This window comes from Mesorhizobium sp. L48C026A00, assembly GCF_000502375.1.
In the GTDB taxonomy this organism is placed as follows: Bacteria; Pseudomonadota; Alphaproteobacteria; order Rhizobiales; family Rhizobiaceae; genus Mesorhizobium; species Mesorhizobium muleiense.
Genome location: NZ_AYWU01000006.1, coordinates 375,781 through 400,778, shown reverse-complemented (window position 1 = coordinate 400,778; position 24,998 = coordinate 375,781). Strand labels below are relative to the sequence as shown.

The 24,998-nt window shown below is 63.4% G+C and carries 16 protein-coding genes and 2 pseudogenes; 4 read left to right on the top strand and 14 right to left on the bottom strand.

The features are described 5' to 3' along the window. Nucleotides 1-56: 56 nt before the first annotated feature. Complete coding sequence (locus tag X738_RS55865) at nt 57-797, bottom strand: pyridoxine 5'-phosphate synthase (RefSeq protein ID WP_023798814.1); 741 nt, start codon at nt 795-797, stop codon at nt 57-59. 112 nt (nt 798-909) lie between these two features. Here X738_RS55865 and X738_RS55860 point away from each other — a divergent pair, with 112 nt between their 5' ends. Next, nucleotides 910-1,314, top strand: coding sequence for an STAS/SEC14 domain-containing protein (locus tag X738_RS55860; protein ID WP_023798813.1), 405 nt, complete (start codon nt 910-912; stop codon nt 1,312-1,314). Nucleotides 1,315-1,372: 58 nt separating this feature from the next. Here X738_RS55860 and X738_RS55855 read toward each other — a convergent pair whose 3' ends face one another. Further along, nucleotides 1,373-2,500: an ATP-dependent DNA helicase gene (locus X738_RS55855; protein WP_023798812.1), complete on the bottom strand. Its 1,128-nt coding sequence runs from the start codon at nt 2,498-2,500 to the stop codon at nt 1,373-1,375. A gap of 347 nt (nt 2,501-2,847) precedes the next feature. Between X738_RS55855 and X738_RS55850 the strand changes: the two genes are divergently transcribed. Further along, entirely contained in the window at nt 2,848-6,192 is a 3,345-nt protein-coding gene (locus tag X738_RS55850; RefSeq protein ID WP_023798811.1) for an adenylate/guanylate cyclase domain-containing protein, read from the top strand. Between the two features lie 387 nt (nt 6,193-6,579). On the opposite strand, the gene X738_RS82530 is transcribed toward X738_RS55850, so the two are convergent. The 11 genes and pseudogenes from X738_RS82530 to X738_RS55795 form a co-directional block, all read right to left on the bottom strand. Next, entirely contained in the window at nt 6,580-7,731 is a 1,152-nt protein-coding gene (locus X738_RS82530) for an IS110 family transposase (protein ID WP_023798810.1), read from the bottom strand. A gap of 235 nt (nt 7,732-7,966) precedes the next feature. Continuing rightward, nucleotides 7,967-8,988: pseudogene (locus tag X738_RS55840) on the bottom strand (IS630 family transposase). A 118-nt stretch (nt 8,989-9,106) separates the two neighbouring features. Further along, complete coding sequence (locus X738_RS55835; RefSeq protein ID WP_023798809.1) at nt 9,107-9,493, bottom strand: nitrile hydratase accessory protein; 387 nt, start codon at nt 9,491-9,493, stop codon at nt 9,107-9,109. Further along, entirely contained in the window at nt 9,480-10,139 is a 660-nt protein-coding gene (gene nthB, locus X738_RS55830) for a nitrile hydratase subunit beta (RefSeq protein WP_023798808.1), read from the bottom strand. Before nthB ends, X738_RS55835 begins: the two co-directional genes overlap by 14 nt. Further along, complete coding sequence (gene nthA / locus X738_RS55825) at nt 10,136-10,741, bottom strand: nitrile hydratase subunit alpha (RefSeq protein ID WP_023798807.1); 606 nt, start codon at nt 10,739-10,741, stop codon at nt 10,136-10,138. The genes nthB and nthA overlap by 4 nt, the downstream gene beginning before the upstream one ends. Nucleotides 10,742-10,806: 65 nt before the next feature. Then, nucleotides 10,807-13,971: an efflux RND transporter permease subunit gene (locus X738_RS55820; protein WP_023798806.1), complete on the bottom strand. Its 3,165-nt coding sequence runs from the start codon at nt 13,969-13,971 to the stop codon at nt 10,807-10,809. Further along, nucleotides 13,968-15,197, bottom strand: a pseudogene (locus X738_RS55815) (efflux RND transporter periplasmic adaptor subunit). Before X738_RS55815 ends, X738_RS55820 begins: the two are co-directional and overlap by 4 nt. A gap of 167 nt (nt 15,198-15,364) precedes the next feature. Continuing rightward, entirely contained in the window at nt 15,365-15,961 is a 597-nt protein-coding gene (locus tag X738_RS55810; protein ID WP_023798805.1) for a LysE family translocator, read from the bottom strand. 150 nt (nt 15,962-16,111) lie between these two features. After that, complete coding sequence (ilvN, locus tag X738_RS55805; protein ID WP_023798804.1) at nt 16,112-16,684, bottom strand: acetolactate synthase small subunit; 573 nt, start codon at nt 16,682-16,684, stop codon at nt 16,112-16,114. Nucleotides 16,685-16,724: 40 nt separating this feature from the next. Further along, entirely contained in the window at nt 16,725-17,843 is a 1,119-nt protein-coding gene (locus tag X738_RS80805; RefSeq protein ID WP_023798803.1) for a CHAT domain-containing protein, read from the bottom strand. 31 nt (nt 17,844-17,874) lie between these two features. Next, entirely contained in the window at nt 17,875-19,656 is a 1,782-nt protein-coding gene (locus X738_RS55795; RefSeq protein WP_084833687.1) for an acetolactate synthase 3 large subunit, read from the bottom strand. A gap of 458 nt (nt 19,657-20,114) precedes the next feature. On the opposite strand from X738_RS55795, the gene X738_RS55790 reads away from it, so the two are divergent. Together X738_RS55790 and X738_RS55785 are read left to right on the top strand one after the other, a co-directional pair. Continuing rightward, nucleotides 20,115-21,917 (top strand): NAD(P)/FAD-dependent oxidoreductase, encoded by a 1,803-nt coding sequence (locus X738_RS55790; protein WP_023798801.1) that lies wholly within the window; start codon nt 20,115-20,117, stop codon nt 21,915-21,917. Between the two features lie 160 nt (nt 21,918-22,077). Further along, nucleotides 22,078-23,916 (top strand): ATP-binding protein, encoded by a 1,839-nt coding sequence (locus X738_RS55785; RefSeq protein ID WP_023798800.1) that lies wholly within the window; start codon nt 22,078-22,080, stop codon nt 23,914-23,916. 216 nt (nt 23,917-24,132) lie between these two features. Here the strand turns inward: X738_RS55785 and X738_RS55780 are convergent, their stop codons facing one another. After that, a complete protein-coding gene (locus X738_RS55780) occupies nt 24,133-24,924 on the bottom strand; it encodes a GGDEF domain-containing protein (protein ID WP_023798799.1) in 792 nt (263 codons plus the stop codon). Nucleotides 24,925-24,998 lie beyond the last annotated feature (74 nt).

Below are 24,998 nucleotides of genomic sequence, written 5' to 3'. Positions count from 1 at the left end.
CAATATCAAGTGCCCCAACGTGATGGCTGCCATTCCGCAAAGCGAGGCTTCCATCTCTACCACCCACAAGCCTTCAGAAATCTTTTGACCGTACCGGCCATGCCATACTCCAACGCATCGGCTGTCAACCCATGTCCGATCGACACTTCAGCCAATGCCGGGATGCGTTTTGCCAATGCGGGCAGGTTGTTCACCACCAGATCGTGGCCGGCATTGACCTGAAGCCCGGCGGCAAGTGCTGCATCCGCGGTTTTTCCCAATCTTTCCAGCTCATTCGCCGCTTTTGCCGAATCGGAATGAAAGCTGCCATACGGCCCCGTGTAGAGCTCGATCCGGTCGGCGCCGGTGTCGCGCGCGGCGTTCATGCCTGACGGATCCGGGTCGGAAAACAACGACACGCGAAAGCCCCCTTTCTTCAGCCGTTTGACCATCGGTGTCAGGAACGCCGCCTCGGCGGCAAAGTTCCAGCCATGGTCGGAGGTGGCCTGGGCAGGGTCGTCGGGCACCAGCGTCACCTGCTCCGGCTGGTGCTTTTCCACAAGCGCCAGGAAATCCTCGCTCGGATAGCCCTCGATGTTGAACTCTGCCTTGGGGAATTCGTCGTCGATCAGCGCCCTGATCTGCGGCAGGTCGGAATGCCTGGTGTGCCGCTCGTCGGGCCGCGGATGCACGGTCAGGCCATGCGCGCCCGCGGCCAGCGCCAGGCGCCCGAGCCCGATGAGGCTTGGCCACGGCAGGTCGCGCCGGTTGCGCAGCATGGCGATGGCATTGAGATTGACGGAGAGTTTTGCAGGCATGGCTTCTCGGGTCCGGACATAATCGCGGCCATCTATACCGCCTTTGGCCGGAACAGACAGGGGGTTTTCGGTGTTCCAGAGGGACGTATAATATCCAGCAAGAGGAAGACCCGTGAATTATCTTGAAGACGTGCCGGCGGTTCGCCGCATCGACACCGACCGCGACGACCTGTTCGCCATCGACGTCGTCGGCCATGTCACGGCTGCCGACGCCGAAAACCTGTTCGGATTGCTGGAGGCGGCCTACGCGCTGCACCCGAAGATCGACGTGCTGGTGCGCCTGATCGACCATGAAGGCGTCGATTGGGCCGATGTGTCGGACGAAACGCTTGAACAGGGCACGGCCCATGCCGTGGAGCATGTCGGCCGCTGCGCTGCGCTCGGCGAGCCGAACTGGGTACCCAGCGCGCAGAGCTTGCTGCCTGCTTCCTCATCCGTCGAGCTCAGGCATTTCGAGGCAGAGGACGAAGCATCCGCCTGGGAATGGCTCGGCGCCACACCGCTGGCCCCACGCTGACGCAGGTCGACCCCGTGCCAGTCCCGGATTCCTGGTCCATGGGAGCAGCTCGACCGGCCTATCTGACGATCGTCAGCCGTTCCGCCGCGCGCGTGATTGCCGTGTAGAGCCAGCGCTGGCGGGTTTCCTTGAACGCCCAGCTTTCGTCGAAAAGCACGATCTCGTTCCACTGAGAGCCTTGCGCCTTGTGCACGGTCAGCGCGTAGCCATAGTCAAAATCGTCGAAGCGTTTTTTCTGCTGCCAGGGAATGTCGGCGTCCGGGTTCTCGAACGCCGCTTTGAGCAGCTTGATCTTGGCGACGCCGCGGTCCGGATCGTCCTCCTCCGGGGAGACCAGCAGATTGATGCCGGGTTTCACCGTCTCGCGCGACGAGGTCATCACCTTCCACAGCGAACCGTTGAGCAGTCCCTTGGCTGGGTCGTTGCGCAGGCAGACGAGCTTGTCGCCGGCCTGTGGATAGTCGGCATTGAACCCCTTCAGCTCGCGCAGCCGCTGATTATAGCGACGCCGCGTCCTGTTGGTGCCGACCAGCACCTGGTCCGCCTTCAGCACCAGTTCCTGGGTGACGTCTTCCTTGCCGATCACCTGCGCCGCGCCATAGTCGCCGCGCATGAACTCGCGGCCCTCGCGCACGTCGAGCGCCAGCCGAATGATCGGGTTGTCGCGCGCCTGCCGGTGGATCTCGGTGAGCAGAATATCCGGTTCATGCTCGGTGAAGAAGCCGCCGCCCGAGATCGGCGGCAACTGGCCGGGATCGCCTAGAACCAGGATCGGCGTGCCGAAACTCAAGAGGTCGCGGCCAAGCTGCTCGTCGACCATCGAACATTCGTCGATGACGACGAGCTTGGCCCGCGAGATCGGGCTTTGCCGGTTGAGCGAAAAGGTCGGCGACATCGACGTCTTGCCGGTCACCTCGTCCGCCACCGATTCCTCCCCCTTCGGCCGATAGATCAGCGAATGGATGGTGCGGGCATTGACCGCGCCCTTGGAACGCAGCACCTGCGCCGCCTTGCCGGTGAAGGCGGCGAACTGCACCTGGCCGTCGACATGCTCGGCGAAATAGCGCGCCAGCGTCGTCTTGCCGGTGCCGGCATAGCCGAACAGCCGGAACAGCTGCGGCTTTCCGGTCTTGAGCCAGGTGGCGACCGCCTTCAGCGCATCGTCCTGTTGAGGAGAGAATTCCATCAGCGCGAGAGACCGGATTCGCGAGGGAAAGACAAGGCGCAACGATCATCGGCGGCGGGCCGCACCGCTTCCGATGGCGCAAGTCAGGCAGAAGACGGAACCTAAAGAGAACGAAGTCGAGCCGCCACGACCTTGTGGTGAAAACCTGACGCTTAGTACCCGATACAGACTTCGGTTTTAGGTGGAAAGCGGAAGCTGGCCGACAGAGCGGCGAAAGTCTGCTTGGTGCTGCCACGAGCTGCCCTTAATCCGAAGGTAACTCGTGACGTTTCATCATGCCCTCTCCGCGATTTTGGGGTAGATTGAAGACCTTAGCGTTCTGGTCGCCACGAACCCGGGAGAGGGCCATGGACATTGGCGCGTGGCTGCGCGATCTGGGGCTGGGACAGTACGAACAGGCGTTCCGCGAGAACGACATCGATGGCGGCGTCCTAGCCGACCTCACCGCCGATGATCTGAGCGGACTTGGCGTCGTCTCGATCGGCCACCGCCGCAAGTTGCTCGCCGCCATCGCCGCCGTGCGCGCGGGCTCGCCTCCAGCCATGTCCCCATCCATCCAGCCACAGAGCACGATCTCCGGGACAGTGGCCCTGCCGTCCCCTGAGGCGGAGCGGCGCCAACTTAGTGTGATGTTCGTCGACCTCGTCGGCTCCACGGCGCTCGCCGCGCACCTGGACCCCGAGGACATGCGCGAGGTGATCGGGACCTACCACCGCCGCATTGCCGAGACGGTTGGTCGCTTCGGCGGCTTCGTCGCGAAGTACATGGGCGATGGAGTCCTGGTCTATTTCGGCTGGCCCCAGGCCGACGAGGCCGATGCCGAGCGCGCAGTACGCGCCGCCTTGGCCACGCTGGAAGCGGTTGGCCAGATTGCGCCCGCCGATGAGCGGTTGTCCGCACGCGTCGGCATCGCCAGTGGCCTCGCCGTCGTGGGCGACCTGCTGGGGGCCGGGGCCGCACAGGAGCAGGCTGTAATCGGCGAGACCCCGAACGTTGCCGCGCGGCTACAATCCCTTGCTGATCCTGGATGCGCAGTGATCGACGCAGAAACACGGCGGCGCATCGGCGGCCTGTTCGAGTGCCGCGAGCTTGGTTCGGTTCACCTCAAAGGGCTAACCGGCCCTGTCCGCACCTGGCAGGTGCTTGGCGAGGCCATGGTTCAGAGCCGCTTCGACGCGATGCATCCGGCCGCCCTCACGCCGCTGGTCGGGCGCGATGACGAGCTCGATCTGCTGCTGCGCCGCTGGCGGCAGGCGAAGGGCGGCGAAGGGCAGGTCGTGCTCATCGCCGGCGAGCCCGGCATCGGCAAGTCCCGCCTGATCGCTGCGCTTGAGGAGCACGTAGCTGGAAAGGTGCATCTCAAACTCAAGTACTTCTGCTCGCCCCATCACCGTGAGAGCGCCCTCCAACCGATCATCGCACGCTGGAAGAACGAGGTAGGCTTCGTGGACGGCGAGCCTGCGGAGGCTCGGCTCGTCAAGCTGGAAACCCTGCTACACCCACTCGCCGCCTCGCATGAGCTGGCGCTCATTGCCGAGATGCTCGGCGTGCCGGGTGGCGAGCGGTACCCGCCACTGGCTCTCAGCCCGGAGCGCAAGAAGGAGCAGACCTTCGGGGCACTGCTTCACATCCTCGATGAACGGGCCCGCCGATCCCCCGTGCTGATGCTGTTCGAGGACGTGCATTGGGCCGATCCAAGCTCGCTGGAGCTGTTGGACAGGTTGATCATGCGCTTGGCCTCGCTGCCAGTGCTGGTGGTCATCTCCTTCCGGCCGGAGTTTGAGGCGCCCTGGGTCGGTCTGGCGGGCGTGACCTTGATGGCGCTGAGCCGTCTCAGTCCGCGTCAAGCCGCGACGCTCGCCTCTCAGGTGGTCGTGGGCCAAGCATTACCGGCCGGAATGCTGGATCGGATCGTGGCGCAGACCGACGGTGTGCCCCTGTTCATCGAGGAATTGACCAAAGCCGTGCTGGAGAGTGCCAGCCAGCCCGATGCTGCTGTCTCGGCGCTTCCGATCCCGAGCACTTTGCAGGCTTCACTGACCGCTCGGCTGGATCGGCTGCCGGCCGCCAAGCAGGTGGCGCAGATCGGCGCGGCACTCGGCCGGGAGTTCAACCATGAGCTGCTGGCTGCCGTGGCGGGACTACCCGAGGCAGCGTTGGCGCAGGGACTGGACGAGCTCGTCAATTCTGGTCTCGCGTTCCGGCGCGGCACGCCGCCCGAGGCGACCTACACGTTCAAGCACGCGCTCGTGCAGGACACCGCCTACGTGAGCCTCCTGCGTGGCACACGCCAGAAGTTGCACGCCCGGATCGCCCAGGTACTGGAAGAGCGCTGGCCGGAGGTGGTCGAAACCCAACCTGAGCTGCTGGCCCATCACTTTACCCAGGCGGAACTGACCGAGCGGGCTGCGGACTACTGGCAGCGGGCCGGGGAACGCACCTTCCGGCGCTCGGCCGTTGCGGAAGCCATCGGCCATCTCACCCGGAGCATTGACCTCGTGCGGACCTTGCCCGAGAGCCGCGCCCGGGCAGAGCGCGAACTTCATCTTCAGAATATGCTTGGTCAGGCGTGCATTGCCCGGTACGGCCACGCAGCACCTGAGACCGCCTCCGCTTTCGCCCGGGCGCAGGAGTTGGTAGAGGCCGTAGGCGACGCATCACAACAGTTTCCTGTGCTGTATGGGTTCTGGGCTGTCCAATTCGTACGCATGGCGCTTCCCGAGCAGCAGAAGCTGGCCAGGCAAATTCTCGCCTTGGCCGAGCTGCACCCAGACCCGGAGCGGCTGTGCTTGGCGCACCGAATGTGCGGCGCGACAGATGAGGTGGGAGGCGAGCTGCTCGCCGCCCGCGAGCACCTCGAGTGTGCCGTTGCGCTGTACGACCCGGAACGGCATGGTTCGACGGCCTTTGTTTTTGGCCAGGACCTTGGCGTGTCCGCGCTCGCCCACCTGACCTGGGTGCTGTGGCTGCTGGGCTACCCGGATCAGGCATCCCGCCGACAAGCCGAGGGATTGGCCGTAGCCCACCGGGTCGGCCATAAGAACACCCTCGGGTTTGCCCTGATGTACAGCGCGCTGGTGGGGGCTTTCGGCCGCGACGACAGCGCGGCCGCGGGGCATGCGGCGGCGTTGCTGGAGCTGGCCCGGGAACACAAGTTGGATCTATGGGCCGCCAGCGCGACGGTGGTCCAGGGCTGGGCCATGGCTCGTCACGGTCAGGAGGCCGCCGGGATAGAAGCGATCCAGCGCGGGCTTGCGGATTGGGGGAAGAGCGGCGCGGCGTGGATGCGTCCGTTCTTCCTGGGCCTGCTGGCCGAGGCTTGTGCCCTCTCGGGGGACATGCAACGGGGGCTCGGTGCACTGGATGAGGCTCTGGCAGTGGTCGAGGGGACAGGGGAGCGTTGGCCGGAGGCCGAACTGTATTGCTTGCGCGGGCAGCTTCTGGCAGCCCTACCGGACGGAAGACCAGATGAGGCGAGCGCCGCATTTGAGCACGCGATCGAAATCGCCCGGCGTCAATCCGCGAAGTCCTGGGAGTTGCGTGCGGCCACCGGTCTTGCCCGGCTGTGGCGCGACCAAGGCAAGCCTGCCGATGCCCACACCCTGCTCGTGCCCGTGAATGAGTGGTTCTCCGAGGGCTTCGAGACCCCCGACCTGAGAGAAGCCAAGGCGTTTCTCGACACCCTGAGGTGACTCAAGTCAGCTCGATGTCACTAGGGGTGGAGGCAAACTGACTAAATGCCCGCATCGGGCTCAAACCTGTTAAGAGGGGTCGAAACCGGAATTTCGGCTCCGGTGCCAAGCGTCATGTGTGGATGCCCCCGTTGATGCAAGGGGATTTTGAACGTCGAAGGCATGTGATCGGGTGCGGTCATGTGTCAGGCCTCGCAGTTGCGGCGTGCTTCACATGCCGCGGGCCGGTATGGAGATGCGCGGACCGGGTGCGGATCAGATTTGCGAGCTCGTGGCTCCATACACTTGACTGCTTTCCCTGGTCCCGATCGTGTCGATCATTTGCCCTTACTGTTCACTGCCCTCCTCACATCCCGACGGACCGGCGAGCGACGGCTCGATCGTCGATCAAGCTGATGCCACCGCCGGATCCCGGTAGTTCTCCCTCTTCGTCAGCATGGCCCATGCCGACCGCGCCATCTTGTTGGCCAGTGCGATGGCAACCAGCATAGGCGGTTTGCGCGCCAGCATGCGCGCCAGCCACGATCCTTCAGGCGGGCCCTTCCGAGCCGCCCATCGGACAACCGCCATCGCCCCGACGATTAGTAGGCGCCGAATGTCACGCTGCCCCATCTTCGAGGTTCGACCCAGCTTCTGTTTTCCACCCGTAGATTTCTGCAGAGGCACGAGCCCAAGCCAGGCGGCGAAGTCGCGGCCACGTCGAAAGGTCTCGAGCGGCGGCGCATACGTCTCGATCGCTATGGCGGTGATGGGTCCGATCCCAGGCATGGTTTGCAAGCGCGCCGTCGTCTCGCTCCGCGTGGCCTCGCGATGGAGGGTCTTCTCGAGCTCGGCGATCTTCTCGCTGTAGATGGCGATCTGCTGGAGGTAGAGACGGCCTACGGCGCGGACTAGCGGCTGGATGAGGCTTTCCGCGTCTGCGANGGCCTCGCGATGGAGGGTCTTCTCGAGCTCGGCGATCTTCTCGCTGTAGATGGCGATCTGCTGGAGGTAGAGACGACCAACGTCGCGGACGATCGGCTGGATGAGGCTTTCCTCGTCTTCGATTGCATCCGCAAGGCGCTTCACGTGGGCCGGGCCCTGTGGGGCGACGACCCCGTGCTCGGCGAGGTGGCCGCGCAGGGCGTTTATCAGCTGCGTGCGCTGGCGCACCAGGAGGTCGCGCGTGCGGAAGATCATCGACCGCGCCTGTTGCTCCTCGGTTTTGACAGCCACGAAGCGCATTGTCGGCCTGGAGGCCGCTTCCGCGATCGCCTCCGCGTCAGCCGCGTCGTTCTTCTGCCGCTTTACAAAGGGCTTCACATAGACCGGCGGCAGGAGCCGGACGGCATGCCCGAGCGTGCCGATCGCACGCCCCCATTCGTGGGCTGTCGCGCACGCCTCCATCGCCACCGTGCACCGGGGTTGTCCGGCGAGAAACGGCAGCAACTGCGAGCGCGACAGCTTCTTGCGAAATACAACCTTCCCGTCACTCGCCGCCCCGTGAATCTGGAAGACGCGCTTTGCGAGATCGATTCCAATGATGGTAACTTGCTCCATGGATGCCCTCTCTGTCTTGGTCGATTCTGGCAATCACCAAACTGGCACATCGCGATGCCGTCGGGAGGGGGCATCCACTCCATCAGATTTCACCACGTGGATGGACTCTAACACTTGATGCCCNCGCCCAACAGCGTCATCAGCACGACTTATGGATGCCCTCTCTGTCTTGGTCGATTCTGGCAATCACCAAACTGGCACATCGCGATGCCGTCGGGAGGGGGCATCCACTCCATCAGATTTTCACCACGTGGATGGAATCTAACACTTGATGCCCACGTTTGACGGCGGCGATGATTTTGTCGGGGTCGGCGGTCCAAGTGAACGGTTTGGGTTGCTGATTGTGTTCTGCGAGGTAGCGGTTGATGGCAGCCCGGAGGTCGACGACAGAGTGGAAGACGCCGCGCTTGAGGCGCCGCTTCGACAGTTTAGCGAAGAAGCCCTCGACCGCGTTGAGCCACGAGCACGAGGTTGGCGTGAAGTGGAAGGTGAAACGCAGATGGCGGTCGAGCCAGGCACGCACCTTAGGATGCTTGTGGGCGGCATAGTTGTCGATGACGACGTGGATGGCCTTGCTGGCCGGCACCTCGGCATCGATGGCGTTGAGGAAGCGGATGAACTCCTGGTGACGATGTCGCTGCATGTTCCTGCCGATGACGGTGCCGTCGAGCACGTTGAGGGCGGCAACAGAGTGGTTGTCGTGGGTCATGGTGCCGAGCCTTCCTTCTTCATGGGCAGGGCGGGCTGCGTACGGTAGAGTGCCTGGATCTGGCTCTTCTCGTCGACAGACAGCACGATGGCGTGGGCTGGCGGGTCGACATAGAGGCCGACGACGTCACGCAGCTTGTCGACGAACTGTGGATCGTTGGACAGCTTGAACTGCCGCCAGCGGTGCGGCTGAAGGCCGTGCGCCTTCCAGATGCGGCGTACCGCGCTGGCGCTGATGCCGGCGGCTTCGGCCATCATATCGGCGGTCCAGTGCGTGGTTTCGCCAAGTGGGTCCTGCAACGTCAGCGCCGCCACGCGCTCCGCCACTTCGGGACTGAGAGGCGGAATGCGCGATGGCCGCGTCTTGTCGCGCAACAGTCCTTCGAAGCCTGCCGCGGCGAAGCGCTCCTGCCAGCGCCACACGCAGGTCTTCGACTTGCCGGTCTGCCGCATGATCTCGACGGTACCGGCGCTGTCGGCACTCAGTAGCATGATCTCGGCGCGCCAGACGTGCTTCTGCGGCGCATTGCGGTCTTTGACGACAGCCATCAGTCGCTAGCGATCGGTCGGCGAAACGGTGAAGGATACTCCTGTGCGCATGCGCCAGACTCGCATGCGCTTTCGCCAAAGGGAATCCAAGCCGGACTCTTATGTTAGGCCGATACCACTAGCCGGTCGGGCCGCCACCACCTTCGGTCGGGCTGGGATCGTTCTCGAGCAGGATCGGCTTGCCATGCGGCGTCGCATGCGCTGCGCGTTCCCAGGCGGCAGCGAGCGCATCGACGTCGCCTTTGTCGGCAACGCCTTTGGCCGACAGCAGATTCTCCAGCGCCGCCAGCCAGTGCTTGTAATAATCGTGGCCATCGCTGGTGGCACCCGGCTTCCTGACCTCGGCGGACAAGGCGTCCGCCCATTCGCTCCAGGAAAACAGGCCGCTGTCGTGCAGCGCGACCGTCATGGCGAAGGCTTCCGCTTGCCATGGCTCGGCGAAAACCGGCGCCTCGACGCCCGCCGGCAGCGTGGCGGTGGCTGACTTCGCCTCACGCCGGCTCAAGATAGCTCTCCCAGGCATCGATCGACACGGTCAGCGTCGGGTCGGCGCCCTCGCCCCAAATCTCGGCGCCGTCAAAAACCACCGTATAGACCCATTGCGGGTTTTCGCCTTGGCCATGTGCATTGGTGTCAGGGAAGACAAAACCAGCGCGCACCGCCTCGACGGCGCCTTGCTTGCCGCGTGCGTAGCGTGGCAACCTTGTGTGGCCGGTCGGATGGAAATTCTTCGTGCGCACCATATCGCCTGCCTTGAACCGGGCCGGCGCGGCGATCGGCCGGTCGCATGGGCCGCCCTTGGCCAACACTGCCGGCACGTTTTCGGCCTTCAGCACCCGCTTTGGCGTCGCGGCAGGGTCGACCGCCTTGCCCGCGGCCAGATCGCGGTCGCTGACAAAACCATGTCGCTTCAGCAAGGTTTCGAGCGCCTTGATCCAGATCTCGTAGTAGCTGGAGCCATAATAGTCGGCGGGATGCAGCAATTCCCGCGCATGCCGGCTCTCGTCGATGGTCCAGGCGCCCATGGCGCCCGCGCACAAGGTCACGCCAAGCGCCCGCCTTTCCCAGGCGGCATGGAAACAGGGCTCGTCCTTTTCGGGTGCGACCGGCCCGAACCCCATCTGCCCGCCGAGATCCTGCGGCCCGTTCATGCCGGCTCCCGCGCCAGTCCGGTGCCGATCATCGCGTCGCGCGTCACCAGATCCGCCAGCCGCTCCTCGCTCCAGCTGTCGGTGCCCTTCGGCCGCATCGGCACGACCAGGTAACGCAGCTCGGCGGTAGAATCCCACACCCGGATCTTTGTCGTTGCCGGCAAGGTCAGCCCGAATTCGCCGAGCACGCCGCGCGGATCGATGACCGCGCGCGAACGATAGGGCGGCGCCTTGTACCAGACCGGCGGCAGGCCGAGCACCGACCACGGGTAGCAGGAGCACAGCGTGCAGACGACGAGGTTGTGCGTGTCCGCCGTGTTGAACACGGCCTGCATGTGCTCGCCCTGCCGGCCGGTGTAGCCGAGCGAGCCGATCGCCGCCGTCGCGTCGCGTTTCAGCAAAACGGCAAAGTCCGGCTCGACCCACGCCTTCGCCACCACCTTGGCGCCGTTGCGCGGACCGATCTTTGTCTCATAGGTGTCGACGATCACGTCGATCGCGGCCGGATCGATCAGCCCTTTCTGGGTGAGGATCGTCTCCAGTGCGCGCACCCGGGCGGCAAAAGGATCAAGCTCGTTGTCGTGATTATGATCGTGGGACATGGCCGTAAATTACGGCTGCAAGCGTTCCACCGCAAGCGCCGCGGTTTGGGCCAGCCCGTCGGCTTCTATTCGGCCGCCGCCTTGTGCGGCTCGCGCTGCAACGCTTCTCCGTTCTCGAACAGCAACGGCTGGTCGACGGCCTCGACAGATCGCGGCTCGTGCCGGCGCTTCGGCCACAGCCCGACAAGCCAGCCCGAAAAATGCTCCATGTAGACATAGATGACCGGCGTGACGAACAGCGTCAGCGCTTGGGAAGCGACGAGGCCGCCGACCACCGCCACGCCGAGCGGCTGGCGCAGTTCGGCGCTGGCGCCGGTGCCGAGCGCGATCGGGATCGTGCCCATCAGTGCCGCCAGCGTCGTCATCATGATCGGCCGGAAGCGCATCAGGCAGGCCTTGTGAATGGACTCGAGCGGCGACATCCCCTCGCGCCTGAGTTCGAGCGCGACGTCGATCATCATGATGCCGTTCTTCTTGACGATGCCGATCAGCATCAGGACACCGATGACCGCGATCACCGACAGGTCCATCCCCGCAAGCCGCAGTGCAACAAGCGCGCCGAGCACCGCCGACGGCAGTCCAGTCAGGATGGTGAGCGGATGGATAAAACTCTCGTAGAGGATGCCGAGGACGATATAGATGGTCAGGATCGCGCCGGCGATCAGCAGGCCCTGGTTCGCAAGCGAATCCTGAAAAGTTTTCGCCGTGCCCGAAAAAGTGGTCGAGATCGTCGCCGGCATGCCGATCTTCTCCTTCAGCGCATCGATGCGGCTCACGCTGTCGCCGAGCGCGACGCCCTGCGGCAGGTTGTAGGAAATGGTCACCGCCGGAAGCTGGCCGAGCTGATTGATGGTCAAGGCGCCGGCGGTCCGATCGACGCGGGCAAAGGCGCCGAGCGGCACCAGGCTGCCGCTGGCCGTCCTTACCTTGATCGCCAGCATCCTTTCTGGCGACCACTCGATCCTCGGGTCGAGCTCCATGATCACCTCGTAGCTGTCGGCCGAACCGAAGATGGTCGAGACCTGCTCGGTGCCGAAACCGCCATAGAGGCTGGAGCGCAACGTATCGGTGTCGACGCCGAGCGTCGCCGCCTTGTCGCGGTCGACCACCAGCGACGCCTGCAGGGCGTTGTTCTGCAAGTCATTGGTAACGTCGGTGAAGGCGCTACGGTCGGCGGCCATCGCGTCGGTGAGCTTCTGCGCCCAGTGGTCCGCCGCGCCGATGTCGAGGCCCTGCACGACGAGTTGATAGGCGCTGGCCGAAGCGCGCGCGCCGAGCCGCAGGTTCTGCACCGGCTGCATGAAGGTCTCGATGCCGGGGACATTGGCCAGCTGCCGCCGCAGATCCGAGAGCACCTTGTCGATATCGGGGCGCTGGTCCTTGTCCTTCAATTGCACATAGAGCCGGCCCTGGTTGAGTGCGTTGTCGCCGCTGCCCACCGACCACCCGACATGCGAGACATAGGGTGAATGGGTAAAGACATCAGCCACTTGCCCCTGCAGCTTCACCATGGCGTCGAACGAGATGTCCTGGCGCGCGGTGGTCGTCACCGAAATCTGGCCGATATCCTCCTGCGGAAAGAAGCCCTTCGGCGAGGTCTGGATCAGCCAGGCCGACAGTGCGGCCGTCCCAATGAAGACGAGAAGAACCAGGAACCTGTGAAGCAGGCAAACTGTCAGCAGCCAGTCATAACCCCGCATGAAGAAATTGTGCCTGTGACCTTCGCCCTGCGCTGCTTCGCGCTCAGCCCTCGAAACCGACAAGAGCCGCGAGCACAGCATCGGCGTCAGCGTCAGCGACACGAACATCGAGGCCAGGATGGCGACCGTCACCACCACCGCGAACTCGTTGAAGATGCGCCCGATCACGCCGCCCATCAAAAGCACGGGGATGAACACAGCGACCAGCGAGATCGAGATCGAAATAATGGTGAAGCCGATTTCGCGCGCACCCTTGAGTGCCGCGTCGAAGGCCGAGAGTCCCTCCTCCTCCATGTGGCGAAAAATGTTCTCCAGCATGACGATCGCGTCGTCGACGACAAGGCCGACCGCCAGCGTCAGCCTCATCAGCGAGATGTTGTCGATGGAAAAGCCGAACAGGAACATGGCGCCGAGCGTGGCGATCAGCGAGATCGGCACCGCCACCGCCGGGATGATCGTCGCCGTTACCCGGCGCAGGAACAGGAAGATCACCATCACCACCAGCGCGATGGTGAGCAGCAGCGTGAACTGCACGTCGTCGACCGCCTCGCGGATCGACGTCGAGCGGTCGTTGAGCAACCGGATGCTGGACGCCGCCGGCATCTGATCCTGGAAGGACGGCAGCATCGCCTTGACCCGGTCGACAACGTCGACGGTGTTGGCATCGGGCTGACGCTGCACCGCCATGATGATCGCGCGGGTGCCGTCGTACCAGCTTGCCGTCGTCGTGGTCTCGACCGAATCGATGACGCGGGTCACCTCGCCGAGCCGCACCGGACGGCCGTTCCTGGTGGCTATGATGATGTTGGAAAATCCCGCCGCGTTGTTCAGTTGGGTATTGGCGGTGATCGTCAGCTGCTGCTTGTCGTCCTGCAGCACGCCGAGCGGCGTGTTGCTGTTGGCCGAGGCGATCGCCGTCTGCAGCTGGTCGATCGAAATGCCTCGTGCGGCGAGTGCCGTCGGATCGATCTGGACGCGCACCGCGTATTTCTGCTGGCCGAAGATCGAGACCTGCGCCACGCCTTCGATCGTCGACAGCGACGGCGAGATCACATTCTCGGCAAAAGCATCGAGATCGGTCAGCGGAACCGTGTCGCTGACCAGCGACATCAGCAGGATCGGCGCATCGGCCGGATTGACCTTGCGGTAGCTCGGCGGGCTGGTCATCTCGGGCGGCAATTGCCGCTGCGTTCGCGCGATCGCCGCCTGCACGTCGGCGGCGGCCGCATCGATATCGCGGTTAAGCACGAACTGGATGGCAATCGAGGTCGAGCCGAGCGCGTTGGTGGTCGAGATCGAATCGATGCCGGCGATGGTGGTGAACTGCTTGATCAGCGGCGTTGCCACCGAGGTGGCCATGGTTTCCGGCGAGGCGCCGGGCAGCGAGGCCGAGACATTGACCACCGGAAACTCGGCGCTCGGCAGAGCGGCCACCGGCAGGAACCTGTAAGCGAACAGCCCGCCCAGCACGAGCGCAAACGACATGAGCAGGGTGGCGACAGGTCTGCGGATGCAGAATTCGGAGATCATGGCCGCGTCCCGCCCGCCTTGCCAGCCTCGGCAACCCTGGGAGGCGCCCGATCAACGGCATCGCCTTCGCGGACCGGCGCGCCGTCCTTCAGCTTTGCCTGGCCCTCGACGACGACATTTTCGCCGCTTTTCAGCCCCTCGCCGATAGCGCTGTTGTCGCCTTCGGTCAGTGCGACCTGCACGGGCCGCACCTCCACCGTGTTGTCGGGCTTGATCACATAGACGAACGGCCCCTTCTGGCTTGGCTGGACCGCAACCGTGGGAACCGACGTCATTTGCGGCATGATGCCGGCATCGAGCACGACATTGACTTACTGGCCCGGCCACAGCGAAAGATCGGGGTTGGGCACGCTGGCCCGCGCTGCAATCGTGCCGGAGGCGGTGTCGACGCTGGAATCGACGAAATCGAGGGTCCCCTTGCCGATCGGTGTCGGGTCGCCGTCCCTGGTCAGCGTGACTGCGCCTTGCCCTGGCGCCGCCAGCGCCTTGTGCAAAAGGGCAAGATCGCTTTCCGGAAGATTGAAGTTCACCCGCAGCGGGTCCATCTGGGTGATGGTCACCAGCGGGGTCGACGTGCTGCTGCCGCTGTTGGTGGTGACGAGATCGCCTATCGCGATGCTGACCGCACCCAGCCTGCCGGAAATCGGCGCCGTGATCGTGGCAAAGTCGAGTTGGACCTCGTCCGCTTCGATCGTTGCTCTGTCGGCATCGACCGTGGCCGCAGCGGACTTCTGCGCGGCGATCACCTGGTCATAGGTCTGCTGCGTGCCGGCCTGCCTGGCGACAAGAGCCTTGGCACGCTCAAGATCGGCCGTCGCACTGGCAAGCAGCGCCTGGTCCTTGGCGAGCGTCGCCTGGTCACGGGCCAGTTGCGCCCTCAGCGCGCGATCGTCCAGCGAGAACAGAAGGTCGCCGGCCTTCACCATCTGCCCGTCCTTGACGGCGATCGATGTGATCTGGCTCGAGATCCGCGCATTCACGCTGACCACGGCGGGCGAGGATACAAAGCCGATAGCGTAGCGCCGGATCGGGAAATCGGCCGTCGAAGCGGTGGCGGCAACCACCGCGGTCGCACGTGCGGCATTCGCGGCGGCCGCCGGTTTGTCAGGCGCCTGACCCGCTGACAGCATCTGCCGGGCCTTGTCCGTTGCCGCGGGCGAAAGATAGAGCCCAGCCGTGACAAGGCAGGCGACCGCAAGCATCGGAAGCACGATCTTTCCACGCATCGTCAAAGACCTTCCCTCCGACACGCCGTGGTTCGGTGGTCATGTCTGGGTATAACTGGCAGCCTCGTGCCGCGGTTTCACCAAATAGATAGAGGGTGCCGAGGGCAAAAAAGGGCCAAAACCCGGGATTACGAAGATTTAATGTGCATTGCACAGTAAAACGGCAGCTACCGCAGCATCGGCCAGAACGTCGCTGCCAGCAGCACGCCCATTGCGATGTTGAACCATTTCAGCCGCACCGGGTCCGACAGAAAACCGCGCAGCGCCGTGCCGAAACCTGCCCACACCGAAACGCTCGGCAGGTTGACGACGGTGAAGGCTATCGAAACCAGCGCCACCGACAGAAACGGATGCTCCGGAACGGCATAGACGGCCATGGCGGTGATCGCCATCACCCACGCCTTGGGATTGACCCACTGGAACGCTGCCGCATCGATGAAGCGCATCGGTCGCGCCTTGGTCTCGCCCTTGCTGCTGAGCGAACGCGACATGGCGATCTTCCAGGCGAGATAGAGCAGATAAACGCCGCCAGCGATCTTCAATGCGGTGTGGAGAACCGGAAACGCAGTCAGCACCGCGCCAAGACCAAAGCCGACGGCAAGCAACAGCACGAGGAAGCCGATGCTGATGCCCAGCATGTGCGGAATGGTTTTGGCAAAACCGAAATTCACGCCGGAGGCCAGAAGCAAGAAGTTGTTCGGACCCGGTGTGATCGAAGTCACGAAGGCATAGACCAGCAGGGCAAGGAACGCATCGAGGGTCATTGGCTTCTCCCAAGCAGGTCAGCAATATTGTCCTTTTACCTCAGACGCACAAAGGCCAGCTTACGGCGGCAGCCGGGCCAGAAGGTCAGGATCAAGCCGACAGAACAAATACAGGCGGTGCCAGAGCACTGGACCCAAAGCGCCGGATGATCACATCCCTTGCGGGCCGCGATTCATCGCCGCCACGCCGGTGCGGCAGATCTCGACCAGCCCGAGCGGCTTCATGATGGCGATGAACTGGTCGATCTTGGAGCCCTTGCCGGTGATCTCGAAAATGAAATGCTCGGTGTTGGCGTCGATGACGCTGGCGCGGAAGGCATCGGCCAGCCTCAGCGCCTCGACGCGGCCCTCGCCGGTGCCGGCCACTTTCACCAGCGCGAGTTCCCGCTCCAGCGGCCGTTCCTGGCCGAGCTCATGCGAGCGCACGGTAAGGTCGACGACACGGTGCACCGGCACGATGCGCTCGAGCTGGTGCTTGATCTGCTCCAGCACATGCGGCGTGCCGCGCGTCACGATGGTGATGCGCGACAGATGCTTCTCGTGCTCGGTTTCGGAAACGGTCAGGCTCTCGATATTGTAGCCGCGTCCGGAAAACAGGCCGATGACCCGGGCAAGCACGCCCGGCTCATTGTCGACCAGCACGGAAAGCGTGTGGATTTCCGGTCTTTCCGTCTCCTTGGCGATGAAGTAGGCGGAACCGGTGGGTTGAAGGTGCTGTGGCATCATCTTGTCCTGTGTCTGGCCGGTCCGTCGCCGGTGTTTGTCAATGTTCGAAGAGAATGTAGGCGCTGGTCAGCGCGGCCGGGAAACCGCCGATCTTGCCGGCCCAGGCCTCACGTTTGGTTTTGATGAAGGCATCGGCATAACTGATGCCAGCATCGAAGAGGTTTCCGTAGAAGCGCGCCATGAGCTGCATCGTCGCTGCGTCGTCGACTCTTTCGACGGTCCACAGCGTGCGCCGCGCGCCGGCCACGGACAGTGCAAGCGGCAAGCCGCGCACAGTCGAGGTGACGCCGATGTCACCGAGGGCGGTATCGCACGCCGACACCACGACGAGCTGCGAGGACCGCAGGTTCCAACTCAGCAGTTCTCGGGCATATACGATGTTATCGCCGTCGCCTTCCTTCGGCTCGTCCGACGGCCTGGCGTCGAGGCCGCGCTGGAAGACGCGCTGCGCCGCCTCAAAGCCGGCGAAACGGTTGAAATGATCGCCGGCCTGCCCGACCGTCTTGAAGAACTGGTCGGCATCGCCATTCAACTCCATCGCGTTGAGCGCCGAGAACAGGCGTTTCTCGGCGATGTCAGCGCGCTTGGCGGTAAGTTGCGAATAGGCAGCGTCGACGCGCGCGTTGAGCGTTTGCTCCGAGCCCGGTCCTGAGCGCCGCGCGATCGCCTCGACATGGAGGTCGAGCAGCTTGTCCTGTTCGTCAGGTCGCCCGGTGCGACCCGCCGCGTCGGCCAGAAGCAGCGCGAATTCGTCCGCACGCCTCTGGTCGAGGTCGCGGATCACACTGTCCGCCCGCCCGATCAGCGTGTCGTAAAGATCCTGCCAGTGCCCGGCATACATATCAGCCTGCGCCAACAGGTAGGCCGCGTAGGCGGCTGCTTTCGGGTCGCGCTTCGCGAAATCCCCGTCGATCAGCGCGAGCGTCTTCTGGCGCGCATCGGCAAAATCCGATTTGCGGATAGCCGTCTCGACCGCCTGGATTTCCGGCAGCCGCGACGTCGCCTGGCCGGACGTTTGCCCGCCGATCGCCGGCGCCTGCTCGGCCAGGACGGCTGTGCCGAGCGTGAGGACGAGCACTCCCGCCAGGCCGAGAGCCACCATCCGTGCGCGCGGCGAACGGATGGCGGCAAAGCCCGGGCGCGCCATTTTGCTCATGCCGCGCTCCAAATCCTTGTCATCGTCAGGCCTACACCAGTTCCCTGCCCTTGGCGTCGATGGCGTTGGCTACCGCCTCGTCGGTCGCCTCGTCCGGCAGCAGCATCTCGTTATGCGCCTTGCCCGACGGGATCATCGGGAAGCAGTTGGCAAGTGTGGCGACCCGACAGTCGAAGATCACCGGCTTCTTCACCGAGATCATTTCCCTGATCGCGTCGTCCAGCTCGTCCGGCTTCTCGCAGCGGATGCCATGGCCGCCATAGGCTTCGGCAAGCTTGACGAAATCCGGCATCGCCTCGGTGTAGGAATGCGACAGCCGGTTGCCGTGCAGAAGCTGCTGCCACTGCCGCACCATGCCCATATATTGGTTGTTGAGGATGAAGATCTTGATCGGCGCCTCGTGCTGCACCGCGGCGCTCATCTCCTGCATCGTCATCTGCACCGAGGCGTCGCCGGCAATGTCGATGACCAGCGCATCCGGGTGCGCAATCTGCACGCCGAGCGCCGCCGGCAGGCCGTAGCCCATCGTGCCGAGCCCGCCGGAGGTCATCCAGCGGTTCGGTTTCTCGAAATGATAGTGCTGCGCCGCCCACATCTGGTGCTGGCCGACCTCGGTGGTGATGTAGGTGTCCATGTCCTTGGTCAGCGCATAGAGCCGCTGCACGGCATATTGCGGCATGATGACGTCGTGGTTCATCTTGTAGGCGAGCGAATCCCGCGCCCGCCATTTCGCGATCTGCTCCCACCAAGGGTGCAGCGCCTTCTTGTCGGCCCTGGCGGTGGCCCGCCACAGCCGCACCAGATCCTCCAGAACCCGGCCGACATCGCCGATAATGGGCACATCGGTGTGGACGTTCTTGTTGATCGAAGACGGATCGATGTCGATATGGATTTTTTTCGAGTTCGGCGAGAACGCGGTGAGCCGGCCGGTGATGCGGTCGTCGAAGCGCGCGCCGATGCAGACCATGACGTCGCAATCATGCATCGCCATGTTGGCTTCATAGGTGCCGTGCATGCCGAGCATGCCCATCCAGTTCCTGCCCGATGCCGGATAGGCGCCAAGGCCCATCAGCGTCGAGGTTATCGGGAAGCCGGTCAGGTCGACCAGTTCGCGCAGCAAATGGCTGGCTTCCGGGCCGGAATTGATGACACCGCCGCCGGTATAGAGGATCGGCCTTTTCGCGGCGGCCATCAGCTCGACCGCCGCCTTGATCTTTTCCAGGTCACCCTGGACCTTAGGCTGATAGCTGGTGCGCGGCGCCGTCTGCGGCGGCACATAGATGCCCTTGGCGAACTGCACGTCCTTCGGGATATCGACAACGACCGGGCCGGGGCGACCTGTCGTCGCGACGTGAAAGGCCTCATGGATAATCGCCGCGAGATCGTTGACGTCCTTCACCAGCCAATTGTGCTTCGTGCAGGGCCGCGTGATGCCGATCGTGTCGCACTCCTGGAACGCATCCGAGCCGATCAGCGAGGTCGGCACCTGACCGGTCAGGCAGACCAGCGGGATCGAATCCATCAACGCATCCTGCAGCGGCGTGACCGCGTTGGTGGCGCCCGGCCCCGATGTCACCAGCATGACGCCAGCCTTGCCGGTCGAGCGCGCATAGCCCTCCGCCGCATGACCGGCGCCCTGCTCGTGACGGACGAGGATGTGCTCGACCTCGTCCTGTTGGAAGATTTCATCATAGATCGGGAGAACCGCGCCGCCCGGATAGCCGAAAACATGCTTGACGCCATTGTCCTTCAGCGCCTGCACCACCATTTCGGCACCGGTCATTTCGCGCCGTTCGTTCTGTCCACTGCTCATCGGTCTGGTCCCGTATTGTCCGCCATCGGGCGATTGCTGGTCGTTTAGTCGTGTTTCGGGCAATAAAAAAGGCCCCCGAGGGAGCCTGTATCTGCGCATGGGGGGTTTTCGCCCGGCGGTTACACCGCCTTGCCCACACGCTTTCCTACTACGAGAATGAGTGCCGTTTTCATGGTGGCGGACAATAGAATTGGTTTTGCGCCGCTGTCAACGGCGAATATAAAAGACGCCAGACGGTTCGGGCCAGGCAGCCCGGTTGCCACCCATCGCGTTGAACCACCGTTCCGCATGATCACCGGCAGGATCAGTGTCCGCGATGATCCAGATAAGCCATTGAAACCGCGCCAAACTATTTGACGACGTGACGCAGCGCACAGTTTGCCGCGATACTCCGGTCAACGGGCCTGGGAGGGTCCGGCAAGCCGCGATGACGACCAGCACTTCACGGGAGGAATTTGATGCTCGACAAGGCCCCAGCCAAGAAACTATCCGACGTGCTCGACCAATTCAGCGCAGCGCTCGCCGCCGGCGACATCGACGGAGCGGTCGGGTGCTTTCAGGAAGACTGCTACTGGCGCGACCTGGTGACCTTCACCTGGAACATCAAGACCATGGAAGGTCGCGACCAGGTGCGCGAAATGCTGATGAGCCAGTTGGCGAAGATAAAGCCATCGAACTGGGCGCTTGCGAAAGGCGAAGACGCCACGGAGAGCGACGGGCTGCTCGAAGGCTGGATCAGTTTCGAAACGGAGGTTGCGCGCGGCTTCGGCCATATCAGGCTGAGGAACGGCAAGATCTGGACGCTGCTCACCACCATGGTCGAGTTGAAGGGCCATGAGGAACCCGCCGGCTTCGCCCGGCCGATGGGTGCCAAGCACGGTCACGGCAAAAACCGGCCGACCTGGAAGGAGGAGCGCGAGAAGGAAGCGACCGAACTCGGCTTTGTCAATCAGCCCAACACGCTGATCATCGGCGGCGGCCAGGGCGGCATCGCGCTCGGTGCCCGGCTGAGGCAGCTCGGCGTGCCGACCATTATCGTCGAGAAGAACGAGCGTGCCGGCGATTCATGGCGCAAGCGTTACAAGTCGCTCTGCCTGCACGATCCGGTCTGGTATGACCATCTGCCCTATATCGACTTTCCTCGGAACTGGCCGGTCTTCTCGCCCAAGGACAAGATCGGCGACTGGCTGGAAATGTACACCAAGGTCATGGAGCTGAACTATTGGTCCTCCACGCAGGCCAAGAGCGCCACCTATGACGATCAGAAGAAGGAATGGACGGTCGTCGTCCGTCGCGACGGCAAGGACATCACGCTGAAGCCGAAGCAGCTGGTGCTGGCCACCGGCATGTCGGGCCGGCCCAACATCCCGCAGTTCAAAGGCATGGAGAATTTCAAGGGCGATCAGCACCATTCCTCGAAACATCCCGGTCCAGACAGCTACGCTGGCAAGAAAGTCGTCGTCATCGGGTCGAACAATTCCGCGCATGATATCTGCGCCGCACTCTGGGAAGCCGGCGTCGACGTCACCATGGTGCAGCGATCGACCACGCACATCGTCAGATCCGACACGCTGATGGATATCGGGCTCGGAGCCCTCTATTCGGAGCAGGCCGTGCAAAACGGCATGACCACGGCCAAGGCCGATCTCATCTTCGCCTCGCTGCCCTACAAGATCCTGCACGAATTCCAGATCCCGCTCTACGAGAAGATGAAGGAGCGTGATGCCGCCTTCTACGAGGGCCTGGAAAGAGCTGGCTTCATGCTCGACTGGGGCGACGACGGTTCGGGCCTGTTCATGAAATATCTCAGGCGCGGTTCCGGCTACTATATCGATATCGGCGCCTCCCAGCTGATCATCGACGGCGCCATCAAGCTGAAGAGCGGCGTCGACGTGACCGAGATCAAGGAACATTCGGTCCTGCTCAGCGACGGCACCGAGCTGCCGGCCGATGTCGTCGTCTATGCCACCGGCTACGGCTCGATGAACGGCTGGGCGGCAGAGCTGATCTCGAAAGAGGTCGCCGACAAAGTCGGGAAATGCTGGGGGCTCGGCTCGAACACCACCAAGGATGCCGGTCCCTGGGAGGGCGAGCAGCGCAACATGTGGAAGCCGACGCAACAGGAAGCGCTCTGGTTCCACGGCGGCAATCTGCACCAGTCACGCCACTATTCGCAGTTCCTGTCGCTGCAGTTGAAAGCGCGGCACGAGGGCATCGCGACGCCGGTCTACGGGCTGCAGCAGGTCCATCACACAGGATAGACGATCGAGGCTGTCGCCGGGACTCGCCGCCGGTCGGTTCAATTTTCGCGACCGGCTTAATCGTCCCTACACCATCCGACCTCACCCCCCCTTAACCGCGTCGGCGTAAGGTCGATCGCCTTGGGGAAAATGGAAAAGGGAAATGGGGAACAGCCTGTCCATGTTCGTCGACCGCGACGCCTCCGTTGGAGAGCCGACATTGCAGGAGCGCCGCAAGGCGGAGCAGAGCGACAAGCGCGTTCTGGGCAATGTCGTCCAGTGCGACGGCGCGCGCGCCACCATCAGCGCCCATGCCGCCGATATCCTAGGCACGGTCACCGGCCATTGGAGCGTCGGCAAGATGATCTCCATCAACCTTGGCAACACGCGAACCGTCGGGCTGGTCTACGCGGTCGGCAAGTCGGATCGCGCCTGGCACGATGAGGGCCAGAACCCGATCGAGGTCAGTATCGAGCTCATCGGCGAGGTGCGCGACGGCGCCGAGCCTGGCGCCAAACCGGTTTTCGACCGCGGTATCACCACCTATCCACATATCGGCGCCATTGCCCACCGCATCCGCAGCCGCGACCTGCAGGCGGTCTATGACCTGGCCGGGCGTCACTCGATCACCATCGGCACGCTGTCACAGGATGAGGAGATCGACGCCAACATCGCTATCGACGACACGCTGGCGCGCCATTTCGCCATTGTCGGCACCACCGGCGTCGGCAAATCCACCGCCGTCTCGCTGCTTTTGCGCAAGTCGATCGCCGCTCGACCCGACCTGCGCGTTCTCATCCTCGATCCGCACAACGAGTTCGCCGCGTCCTTGCCAGAGCACTGCGTCAGGGTCGATTCGGCGACGCTGGACCTGCCCTTCTGGATGTTCAAGCTCGAGGAGTTTGCCGAAGTGCTGTTTCGCGGTCGAGAGATCGTGCCGGAAGAGGTGGACGCCTTGCGCGATCTTATTCCCGCGGCCAAAAACCTTTATCGCAACCCGAATTCGGGCACGTATCTCAGGCGCGGCAGCGATGCGCTGACCGCGGACACGCCGGTGCCCTATCGCATTGTCGATCTCATCAAGCAGATCGACGAGCGCATGGGACTGCTGGAAAGCAAGAACGACCGCCCCACCCTCAAATCGCTGAAGACGCGCATCGAATCGGCAGCCTCCGATCCGCGCTACCGCTTCATGTTCAACTCGCGGCTGATCGAGGACACCATCCACGAGACGATCGGCAACATCTTCCGCGTGCCGCATCACGGCCGCCCGGTGACCTGCTTCGAGATGGCAGGCATGCCTTCGGAAGTGGTCAATTCCGTCTGCTCGGTGCTGGCGCGTCTGGCCTTCGACCTGGCGCTGTGGAGCGAAGGCCGGCTGCGGCTGCTTTTGCTGTGCGAGGAAGCGCACCGCTACATGCCGGCCGATCCGCGCCTTGGTTTCGCGCCGACCCGGCACGCGCTGTCGCGCATCGCCAAGGAAGGCCGCAAATATGGTTGTTATCTCGGCATCGTCACACAGCGCCCGGGCGAACTCGACCCCACCATCCTGTCGCAGTGCTCGACCTTTTTTGCGATGCGGCTCGCCAACGAGCAGGACCAGGCGATCATCCGCTCGGCGATCGCCGATTCCTCGGCCTCGACACTGGCATTCCTGTCTTCGATGGGCCAGCGCGAAGCCATCGCCTTTGGTGAAGGCGTGGCGACGACCATGCGAATGAAATTCGAAAAACTGTCCGAGGGCCTGATCCCGGGCACGGCCAAGCGCGAGGAAGCCTTGCCGTCCAAGCTTGGCAATGATGTCGATCTGGTGGCGATCGTCGAAAGGCTTCGCAACGTGCCAAAACCGCAGCAGGCGATGGCCTTCGCCGAAGTCGTGGATTCGAGCCGGCAGGCCGGCGATCCCGACTATCGCAAGCCGCCCGCCCCGACTGTCGCACGCGCCCAGCCGGACGACGATTTCGACATGCGTTATGGCCTGAAACCCGCAACCTTCGGCCTGCGCTCGCAGAACGATTGAGCCGGGCGGCTTTAGCCTGTGAGGCTAAGGCGCTTCCAAAGTTAAAACTATGTCACCCTAGGAAACCAGGGCAAATCCCGGAAGGGAATTCATCAGGCCGGATCGAATGACGTGGCTTTCGAGAACCCGGCGCGGAGTGGACATTTGAGTCCATGAGCACGGGAAGTCGAGAAAGCTGCGTCAGTCGGCCGGCCTCATGAATTCTTCTCCGGGATTTCAGGCGCAGACGCGGTTGCGGCCTTGCCTCTTGGCTTCGTAGAGTTGGCGGTCGGCGCGGCGATAGAACTCTTCGGCGGTTTCCTTGCGGTCCCAGATGGCAAGGCCGACGCTGGTGGTGATCTTCAGCCGGACATTGCCCGATAGTATCGACATGTTGGCGATCGCCTTGCGGATGCGCTCGGCGAACCTGGACAGCAGTTCGGCATCCATGTTGGGCGTGACCACCGCGAACTCCTCACCACCCAGGCGCGCCACCACGTCGTGATAGCGTGTCATGTCCTTGAGACAACTGGCGACCGCCCGCAACACCTGGTCACCGACATCATGGCCGTGGGTGTCGTTGACCTGCTTGAAATGGTCGAGATCAAGGATCATCAGCCCGACCGGCTTGTCGATGCGACGGAATTCCTCGAGATATTCCTTCAGTGCATCGTCGAAATAACGCCGGTTCTGCATGCCGGTCAGGCCGTCGGTCAGCGCCGCATGCTCCAGCGTTTCCGAACGGGCGCTGAGCGAAACCGTCATGGCGCGCAGCTTGCCTTCTTCCGTCGCCTGCTTGCGGATCAGCGGGTAGATGAAGAAAATCCCGAAGAACAGGGCAGTCGCCAAAAGGACGCCGGTCCCAAACAACAGCTTGTTGAGATAAGTGGTCTTCTCAATCGCGGCAGGCGTAGTGATCTCCGCCGCGAGCGCCTGCAGAAGCCCATAGGCGTGAAGCGTCACCAGGCCGGCGGCCAGGATTACGAAGATGAAGACGAAAAAGGCTGATTCCGCCTTGTGAAAACGCATCTGCTCCCCGTTGCAAAACCCTAAAGACGTTATGGCATCGACGGCCTTACGGAGGGTTAATTAGGACAACTTCA